Annotated in this window: 7 protein-coding genes and 3 pseudogenes; 2 read left to right on the plus strand and 8 right to left on the minus strand. The window is 54.3% G+C overall.

The window, feature by feature from the left end; genetic code table 11:
- From BN77_RS34490 to virD1, 4 genes and pseudogenes are all read right to left on the minus strand, one after another.
- Positions 1 to 241 (minus strand): annotated as a pseudogene (locus tag BN77_RS34490) (hypothetical protein); the annotation flags it as partial.
- A gap of 264 nt (positions 242 to 505) precedes the next feature.
- Positions 506 to 2,488, minus strand: a complete 1,983-nt coding sequence (gene virD4 / locus BN77_RS28400) for a type IV secretion system ATPase VirD4 (protein WP_007538682.1) — start codon at positions 2,486 to 2,488, stop codon at positions 506 to 508.
- A gap of 325 nt (positions 2,489 to 2,813) precedes the next feature.
- Entirely contained in the window at positions 2,814 to 3,989 is a 1,176-nt protein-coding gene (locus BN77_RS28405; protein ID WP_007538683.1) for a relaxase/mobilization nuclease domain-containing protein, read from the minus strand.
- Between the two features lie 30 nt (positions 3,990 to 4,019).
- Complete coding sequence (gene virD1, locus BN77_RS32830) at positions 4,020 to 4,463, minus strand: T-DNA border endonuclease subunit VirD1 (RefSeq protein WP_062370596.1); 444 nt, start codon at positions 4,461 to 4,463, stop codon at positions 4,020 to 4,022.
- A gap of 261 nt (positions 4,464 to 4,724) precedes the next feature.
- Here virD1 and BN77_RS28415 point away from each other — a divergent pair, with 261 nt between their 5' ends.
- Together BN77_RS28415 and BN77_RS28420 are read left to right on the plus strand one after the other, a co-directional pair.
- On the plus strand, positions 4,725 to 5,417 hold the full coding sequence (locus tag BN77_RS28415) for a conjugal transfer ATPase VirC1 (protein ID WP_007538688.1): 693 nt from the start codon (positions 4,725 to 4,727) through the stop codon (positions 5,415 to 5,417).
- Positions 5,418 to 5,419: 2 nt separating this feature from the next.
- On the plus strand, positions 5,420 to 6,034 hold the full coding sequence (locus BN77_RS28420; RefSeq protein ID WP_007538689.1) for a conjugal transfer protein VirC2: 615 nt from the start codon (positions 5,420 to 5,422) through the stop codon (positions 6,032 to 6,034).
- Between the two features lie 166 nt (positions 6,035 to 6,200).
- On the opposite strand, the pseudogene BN77_RS32835 reads toward BN77_RS28420, so the two are convergent.
- The 4 genes and pseudogenes from BN77_RS32835 to BN77_RS28430 all read right to left on the minus strand — a co-directional run.
- Positions 6,201 to 6,439, minus strand: a pseudogene (locus BN77_RS32835) (transposase); the annotation flags it as partial.
- A 140-nt stretch (positions 6,440 to 6,579) separates the two neighbouring features.
- The gene (locus BN77_RS28425; protein WP_007538693.1) at positions 6,580 to 7,305 is read right to left on the minus strand and encodes a sigma-54-dependent transcriptional regulator; all 726 of its coding nucleotides are present in this window, start codon (positions 7,303 to 7,305) and stop codon (positions 6,580 to 6,582) included.
- Positions 7,305 to 8,117 (minus strand): ATP-binding protein, encoded by an 813-nt coding sequence (locus BN77_RS35285; protein ID WP_007538695.1) that lies wholly within the window; start codon positions 8,115 to 8,117, stop codon positions 7,305 to 7,307. Before BN77_RS35285 ends, BN77_RS28425 begins: the two co-directional genes overlap by 1 nt.
- A pseudogene (locus BN77_RS28430) lies at positions 8,074 to 8,371 on the minus strand (dicarboxylate/amino acid:cation symporter); the annotation flags it as partial. The pseudogene BN77_RS28430 and the gene BN77_RS35285, both read right to left, overlap by 44 nt.

Here is an 8,371-nt window from a genome sequence, read left to right on the forward strand (position 1 = left end):
TAAGGCCCACAGCGCGGAAATGAGTTTGAATCTCCGGACAAAAGACCGCCGGCTCATGCCTATAGATCCCTTCAGCAATGCACTCTCCGATATAGGCTACCGCCCGTTCTCGAGCCGCTATAGCGTCACCGGTATCCCACATGCGACTGGTGTAGTTGGCCCAGCGTGTCTTTAACCTTGCTAGCTTCGCTAGTGCAACGAAGGTATCCAGACTGCCCTTCGTGGAAAACTCGTTGTTCATTTTCAGCTCGTCTCTTCGGTTGCTGAATCAACGCCTAGTAGTGTTAAACAGCGTGCAATCTTAAGGGCGTCGCGGTCTGCTGCTATGCTATGCGAAGCCTTGGCTGAATGGGCGAGATGTTTGACCCGCCCCTAAAACGTTTGGAAGGAAGCGTCTTCAGCCAAACCTCGAGTTTGGCGGTGAGTTGGCAAGACCGTGGGGTTTTGCCGTTTCGACCGGATTTTCCGCTGTCAAGCGTTCGCAATCATGCCATTGGCGCAGGTCTTATCTTTGCTGGAGCGCAATGATCCGTTCCAGCAACTGCTGCTGTGCAGTCAGCGCTTGAACCATTTCAGCAGGTACACCTGATTCTGACGAGGCGCCGGCGGCATTGGCGTTATCATCCACGTTGTCCATTTCAACAGACCCCTGGCCAATGCCAATTCCAACTGCAACGCTATCATGTTCGTCATTCATGTTACTGCTTTGCTGCGGAGTGGCTTCGTTATAATTCACGGTTGAATCGACGTGACTCGGTTCTCGCGCCGCCGTGACGTCGGCCCGAAGACTGAGGTTTTGGCTACCTTGCTCAACCCCTTCTGAAAGCATCAAAGATGCGGGTTCTGGGAGCGGGCCGATTTGGCGTTCGAAAACGCGCTTCAGCGTACGATCGGAATAATATCGCACCTTCCGGAGTTTAAGAGGCGGCTGCCCCTTAATAAGGACGATTTCACTCTGATCGTCGAGCAGACGCATTTGTTCAGGGCGCAACAGAGGCGCCCCTTGCTCGGATATCTGGATGTTATGATCGAACATACGGGCCTGACTATATGAGGTCGAACGAGCCTGGAACGTATATTCTCCAATAGCTTTTGAGATATAGGTCGGCGTTTCGTCGTCAGCCGTAGCCATAAATACTTGAATTCCAGTGTTACTGAGAAAATTTTGCTTGCCTGCCTCATCATAAGTGCCCGTCAACGCCGAGAGGCTTTGAATAATGAACATGAAACGGCCCTTGTAGCCAGCGATGGTTGTGATTGCGGTTTCAATCGCCTCAAGCTTGCCTAAGTGCTTAAACTCGTCGAGGAGAAATAGAACTTCATGCCGCTCGTCTTTGCCTGGCAACGATCGCTGGAGTATTGATACAACCTGCTGAAAAAAAAGGCGCATCAAAGGCGCGACGACCTCAAGGTCGTTAGGACTGACACAGAGATAAACACATGTCCTCTTCCGACGCAGATCGTGGACAGAAAAATCTGATCGGCTTGTAGCTGCTTTAACGAGCGGATCGGCCCATAAATTAAGTCCACCGTCGCCAAGCACCGAGGTATAGGAAGTCAGAATTTTTGTGTCATTGCCCGCCATATTATCGAAGATGCGCTGAGCCTCTTTGTTTTGACTCTCTTCCGCTAGCTGCGCAAAAAGTTTGTACTTCTCACCAGGTTGAGCGAACAGGTCGTAGACGGCACCAATCGTCGGTGTCCCGCGCTCAATGCAAGTAAGGATGCCCGCAACAAAAAGGTCTCGTGCGCCTTCGATGAAGCTTTCAGCTCCCTTGCCCTTGGCTGTTACGAGGTTTGCTGCAAGACGGCGAGCCTCGGTGAACTGGCGCTCGGTCGGTAAAGCCGAAATATCCAATACCGGATTGTAGCAATGAGTTCGTCGCTCCGGATCAAGCGGTGAGAATTTGAAAACGGCGTCGCCATTCGCTTTGCGTGCCCGGGAAGTCAGTTCAAAAAGCTCACCTTTGACGTCGAGGGCTATCACTGAACCCTTGAAGGTTAGGAGCGTTGGAATGACGACGCCCACGCCTTTGCCGGCCCGCGTTGGAGCAACAACAAGGCTGTGGGCCTGGCCTCCGTTCGACAGATAGCTACCGAACCAAAGGGGGCCACACGTCTTGCCAAATATTGGCCCCGTGAGCCGACCGTAACGTTGCAGGTAACCGGCATGGCGCATTTCGCTAAAGATCGCCCAACGAGCTGTTCCGTGATGCTCGCGATTGCGTAGCGTTATGACCAGTTGGATCAATAGCACAATCCCCGACGTGGAGAAGACAATTGCCAATCCGCAATAGAAGACGGGGGTCGAATAACCTAAGTAGAGGGGGGTCTGGAACCAAAAGGCGAGGACGCTAAACGTCATCATCGCTTCGCCATTGAACCCTTGGCGAAATGTTACGTAGAAACTTGCCGCACAAATACCAGCTGCCAGCGAACATATGATGCTTAGTGCCAAACGTTGAGGGGTAAACTTGCTCGAATTCATCACTTCCCCGAGGTTATCCGATCAATCCCAAAACTCACATCGAGTGTGTGCTGCAAATTATCCAGCCTTTGCCGTCCGTAACCTGCGCAGGACCGCCATCCTTATCCGCTCATCGTGCCGATCTTCTGAAATGTCGGGCAGCATACTAGTATTTCACAGCTTTGAGGCAGTTGAGACGGACGTGTCCCTATCGTTTCTGCAAGGATCGATTGATTGTGCGGGGACGGAGGTCGATGCAACTGCACGCCCTTCCTCATGCCAAGCTCCACGAGTGGGAAGAGCCAATCGTTTTTGAGCTTTTCATTTGCCATAATTCAGTTCTTTCCTATCTCCCCTTGCCGCTGGGTCGATCCCGACTGCCCCCATCTCTTGCACGTTTGCGTTCGTTCGGCTCTCCCTCGTCTTCTTCATACGGACGCTTCGAAGGGGTGCCTCGTGGTTGCTCGACGTCGTCCGTAGCGCACAATCTTCTATCTGCAGTGCTGGCTCGCGCCTTTTTCCGCGACGAAGAAGGTCGAGGCGTTTCGGCCTGCGGCATAAAGGAATCACCACAATAATCCTGTTCCTCGGCGTTGGCCTCAGGCACAACCTCCGCGCCCTTCAAACTCACGCGTTTTGCTTCCCTCGGCCCTGCCTTGTCATCTTGAGGACGTTGTGAACGCCGGCGCGAGTCGCGCACGCAGCCACCGGTTTCGTTGCTGAACGCAGCAGGCTTCTGCAGACGAACCTGCGGCTCATCCTGCCCATCGCTGTCTCGATGCACGCCCTCCGGTCCGCTCACTGGTGCTTCAAGTGGCGATGGATCGAAAGGTTGTCTGAGTTCTGGAGGATCTCCACGCTCTGACGACGGCTCCGGATCTGAATCCTGGAAACGGATCTGGCGAACCTGCTCCCGCTCAAGGCGCCGATATTCGGCATAGGTGATCGGACGCTCGGTAATCCCACGTTCTCTTCGCGAACTTGCATCGAGGATAATGCCGTGGCGAAACGATATCACGGCCATCCTTTTGCGCATGTCCTCATAGTTCAGTTGGGGATGGCGTCGAGATATCTTCAGCCAATCATGTCCTAAAAGTTCGCGACGATTGACGACGACATGCAGGTGTGGATGATCGCGGTCTATGTGAAAGGCAGTAAGATAATTGTAACGGCCACCTCCCTTGCCTGACCCAAACATCTCGGCTGCCCACTCCCGGCTCGCTGCATGAGCTGCCGCCTGGTTTGTACCCGCTGGGAAGCTCACGATAATATGGGTGGTTAACTCCTGTAGCCTTTCCTCGTCTGGCTGACTTTCGTCGTAATTTCCAGTCTCATGAACCCAGCTTTGGGCGAGCTCGTGGATTTGATCTGGCAGTAGGGGAATATCGAGATGTCGGGCTGAACGCTGCAGCTCCAGCTTTCCTTTCCGTGATAAATATTCTAACTGGTTGATCAATTGTTGAACGGTCCTAGTTCCACCTCCCGGCACAATGCGAATAATAACTTGAGCTCGATCGGGCATCCAACATTCTCTCCAGTAGCGCTCTTGGTGCTAAAAGGCGTCTTTGAGAAGTGAACACCCATCTATCCGTCGCCTGGATACCGACAAAATGCAACGGAGCAATCCGTCAAGATCAGCAAAAGATTTACCGAACGCCATACGTTCAGCGCGCAGGGCCTCTAAGTCTATTCCCGGATTTTCAGCATAGGTAGACATTAGCGCTGCAATATTGCTCGAAAGCGATCCTATTGACTGTAGTATGGCCTCCATTGTTTGACGACTTTCGGCATCGATTTCAAGGAAGCCGCCAATGCGGCGCACCGCAATTCGGATGGCCATGCTATCGGAGAGCCCAAACAAGCGTGCTCGGTGAGAAAAACTCTCATATTCGGCCAATCGCAATCGCGTGCTCACAACCTTGAAACCTTCAACTTTCACACGTTCACGCTGATTTATAGCAATGTCATTTGAAGTGGGCTCACTGCCTTGCGACATAGCTTCCTCCATAAAAGAACGGAACAGTCTGCACCTATCCCGCGGTGATTTTTCTGCGTTAGGGGAGATGAAGCTTACCTTACATAAAACAAACCAGAATACATAAGGAATATTCTCTTATATTGTTACGTTTGCAATTATTCTATAATATCAGTGAAATATTGCATCGGCTATTTTGCCTTATATTAACAATTGCAGAATCATACATACAAACGAAAATACAGACGCGCTTCTCTCTCAAGACATCGGCAGGATAAGGATATGCAACTTCTGACATTTTGCTCGCTCAAAGGAGGTGCCGGCAAAACCACAGCACTTATGGGCCTTTGCGCCGCCCTTGCAAGCGATGGCAGACGAGTGGCTCTGTTCGACGCAGACGAAAACCGGCCGCTAACGCGGTGGAAATCAAACGCTCTACGCAACAACACCTGGGCTTCTTCTTGCGAAGTTTACGCCGCCGACGAAATGTCTCTTCTTGAGGCAGCCTATGAGGACGCCGAGCTTCAGGGATTTGACTTTGCGCTGGCCGATACACACGGCGGTTCAAGCGAACTCAACAATACGATTATTGCGAGCTCAAACCTGCTTTTGATCCCTACTATGCTGACTCCGCTCGATATCGATGAGGCTCTGTCAACCTACCGTTATGTTATTGAGTTGTTGCTGAGCGAGAACTTGGCAATTCCGACAGCTGTATTGCGCCAACGTGTCCCGGTGGGTCGACTTACCACCTCACAGCGTGCGATGTCAGACATGCTCGCAAGTCTTCCAGTTGTGCAATCTCCTATGCACGAGAGGGACGCCTATGCCGCGATGAAGGAACGTGGCATGTTGCACCTCACATTGCTGAACATGAGAACCGATCCAACGATGCGCCTCCTCGAGCGAAATCTCAGGGTCGCGATGGAGGAACTCATCACCATCTCAAAATTAATTGGCCGAGCACAGAGCTGAACATGGCAATTCGCAAACCGGCTTTGTCCGTCGTAGAGGCCAGGCAGCTTGCTGCCGTTCAAAGCAAGGTCGTCGATCGTAATTTGTCTGCTCCCGCGCAAAACTCGATTCTGTCTCAGTTGGCCGTCGAATCGGCCGATCGCCGATCTCCCACCACCATCGCCAAGCGTCGCCACAGCCCCGATCCACAATCCATACCCACCATGGATGCCCTCAGTTCGATGGTAGCTCCGGCAAAGATCCAGGTCTTCCTCTCAGCTCGGCCGCCCGCGCCTGAGGTATCGAAGATATACGACAACCTGATTCTGCAATACAGCCCTTCCAAATCGCTGCAAATGATCTTGCGACGTGCGCTGGACGACTTCGAAAACATGCTTGCGAATGGATCGTTTTGTACTGCCCCGAAGAGTTATCTGATCCCTCAGAGAACCTCCGGGAAGTCAATCATTGTTCAAACCTCCCGCATGTTCCCGGCATTGCTGCTGGAAATTGCTCGCAATCATTTTGACCCATTGGGATTGGACAGTGCCCGGGCTTTTGGTCACAAGCTGGCCACGGCTGCACTTGCATCCTTCTTTGCTGGCGAGAAAGCTGGCGAGAAAACAACGAATAAGTGATCTCTTCAAAGAGAGGACTTATCCGATTGCCACTGCATTGTGGTCGGAAGTAGTAAGGAAAAGTAACCCAACCGCGATAGGCGATAGTACCGTCGGCTCACGTTAGAGCAGATCCTGTTCAATCCGGGTCATAACCTGCAGCCCTGAGGTAATTTGCGCATTCCTCCTATGTGAAGCAGGGGATCAATGTGCCGACGGCATCCCATAGAGCATCAATCTCTCGCTCCGCCCGAGCCCGTAGCATGGCTTTCAGTTTGGAGAATGCGTTTTCAATTGGATTGAAGTCTGGGCTGTAGGGCGGCAGAAACATGAGCTTGCGCCGGCGCGTTCGATGGCGCCGCGCACACCTGCTGTCTTGTGGGCCGGAAGGTTGTCCATGACAGCAATATTGCCAGCCTCAAGCGAGAGAGCGGAGGCGCTCAAGCGTCTCCGCTACTCGCCAACAACAGGAATTGCGTGCTGTCTTTTGGTAGAGCACGAATGGTGCGCTCATCATCTCACAATGTTGGGATGACGCTATTTAAGCGCCAAGCAACAGATCAGCATCACGGCAAACCATATTTGCGGATTTTGTCGTGCAAAGTCGCCTTTGGCATCAGCAAATCCTCGCTAGTGCGGACGAGGCTATTGCCGTTGACCGCCGCCAGATCGACCTTGGTCGCAGCGACAAGGCGGCAATCGATGGGGATAGGCGTGTTCGATCCAAGGCGCTCCAGCGTTCGCTCCTGCAGCACCCTGAGTAGCTTCACCTGCATGGCCATCGGCATGCTCTCGATCTCGTCGAGAAACAGCGTGCCGCCATTGGCGTGCTCGATCTTGCCGATCCGGCGCTTGACTGCAACGGTGAAGGCGCCCGGCTCATGGCCGAAGATCTCACTGTCGAACAGGTTTTCAGGCATGCCGCCACAATTTATGGCGACGAAATTGCCGCTCCGTCTCGGGCTGGCATCGTGCAGGCAGCGCGCAACGAGTCCCTTACCGGTTCCAGTCTCGCCATGGATCAGTACATCCGCCGCGCTGTTGCCGAGCTCGCCGATGAGGTGGCGCACCGGTTCCATGGTGGAGGAATCTCCGATGATACGGCTTGCGGTCAATTGTCTTCCCTGGAGCTTCCTACGTAGTTCGTGCACCTCCAGCGTCAAGCTGCGCGTCTCCAGCGCCCTCCGCACGACCTCGACGAAATAATCGGGCGAGAAGGGCTTCTCGATGAAGTCGTGGGCTCCGTCCTTCATTGCTTGAACCGCCAGCGAAACGTCGCCGTGCCCGGTCATCAGGACGACCGGCAGGTCGGCCGCAGGAGATCATGCATGAGCGCCATACCGTCGTCGCCCGGCAGGCGGATGTCGGTAACGACGATCCCTGGAAAGTCGACGAGGATGAGCCGCCGCGCCTTCTCGGCGCTCTCCAGCGCTTCGACATCCATGCCTTCCAGTTCGAGCGTCTGCTGAAATCCAAGGCGGACGTTCGGCTCGTCCTCGACGATCAGGATCTTGATGTTGTCGCCCATTTCGTTTCTCCGATAGCGGGTGCGGGAAGAACAACGTTGAAAACTGCGCGGCCCTGAGTGTGGTTCGCCCCCGTCAGCGCCCCACCGAAATGATGCATGATTTCCGACGAAATGGCCAAGCCGAGCCCCAAGCCCCTGTTGCTTTCCTTCGTCGTGAAGGGGCTCGAAGAGGTGCGCCCGCACGTGTTCCGGCAGGCCCGGCCCGTTGTCATGGACTTCGATGACCGCGCGTTCATCTTCGCGCCAACTGCGAAGGCGCAGAGAAGGCGACACTGTGTTCTCGATCGCGTCCAGCGCATTGGCGATCAGGTTGACCATCACCTGTTCCAAACGGTTGGCATCGCAGAGCGCAATAATCTCGTCCGCTCCGATCTCGTGAGACATGGCCACAGCGATCGCGCGGATTTCGCCGATTGGGGAGAGCACCGTCAGGGACCAGCCAGTGTCGCCCATCGGGGCGGTCTGCGCCAGAAAATTGCCCGACAGCAGCCAATCTTTCGCGCGTGCGCTGCTCCGCTTCGTCAGGAATGTCGAGCGCGCTTTCCCACTTGGCGACGACCGTGGTGGCGATCGCATTGCCAAGCACGTTGGTAGCGGTGCGCCCCATGTCAAGGAAGTGGTCGATGCCCCGTGATCAGGAGCACGCAGGCCTCAGGCAGGTTGAACATCGGCAGGACGGCAGCAACGACGACCAACGCGGAGCGCGGCACGCCGGCGATGCCCTTGCTCGAAACCATGAGGACCAGCAACATGACGATCTGCTGGTCCATGGTAAGCGGCAGGACGAAACCGATGATGCGCTCCTTCACGCCGAAGTCTTCCAGCTTCTC

The organism is Rhizobium mesoamericanum STM3625 (genome assembly GCF_000312665.1).
Classification (GTDB): Bacteria; Pseudomonadota; Alphaproteobacteria; order Rhizobiales; family Rhizobiaceae; genus Rhizobium; species Rhizobium mesoamericanum.

What these genes read in the sequence shown, in the direction of transcription:
- virD1 (WP_062370596.1), bottom strand. Translation starts at nt 4,463, where the DNA reads ATGTCGCAAGGCAGTGAGCCCACTTCAAATGACATTGCTATAAATCAG.
- BN77_RS28405 (WP_007538683.1), bottom strand. Translation starts at nt 3,989, where the DNA reads ATGCCCGATCGAGCTCAAGTTATTATTCGCATTGTGCCGGGAGGTGGA.
- BN77_RS28415 (WP_007538688.1), top strand. Translation starts at nt 4,725, where the DNA reads ATGCAACTTCTGACATTTTGCTCGCTCAAAGGAGGTGCCGGCAAAACC.
- BN77_RS28425 (WP_007538693.1), bottom strand. Translation starts at nt 7,305, where the DNA reads ATGACCGGGCACGGCGACGTTTCGCTGGCGGTTCAAGCAATGAAGGAC.
- BN77_RS35285 (WP_007538695.1), bottom strand. Translation starts at nt 8,117, where the DNA reads ATGCGATCGCCACCACGGTCGTCGCCAAGTGGGAAAGCGCGCTCGACA.
- virD4 (WP_007538682.1), bottom strand. Translation starts at nt 2,488, where the DNA reads ATGAATTCGAGCAAGTTTACCCCTCAACGTTTGGCACTAAGCATCATA.
- BN77_RS28420 (WP_007538689.1), top strand. Translation starts at nt 5,420, where the DNA reads ATGGCAATTCGCAAACCGGCTTTGTCCGTCGTAGAGGCCAGGCAGCTT.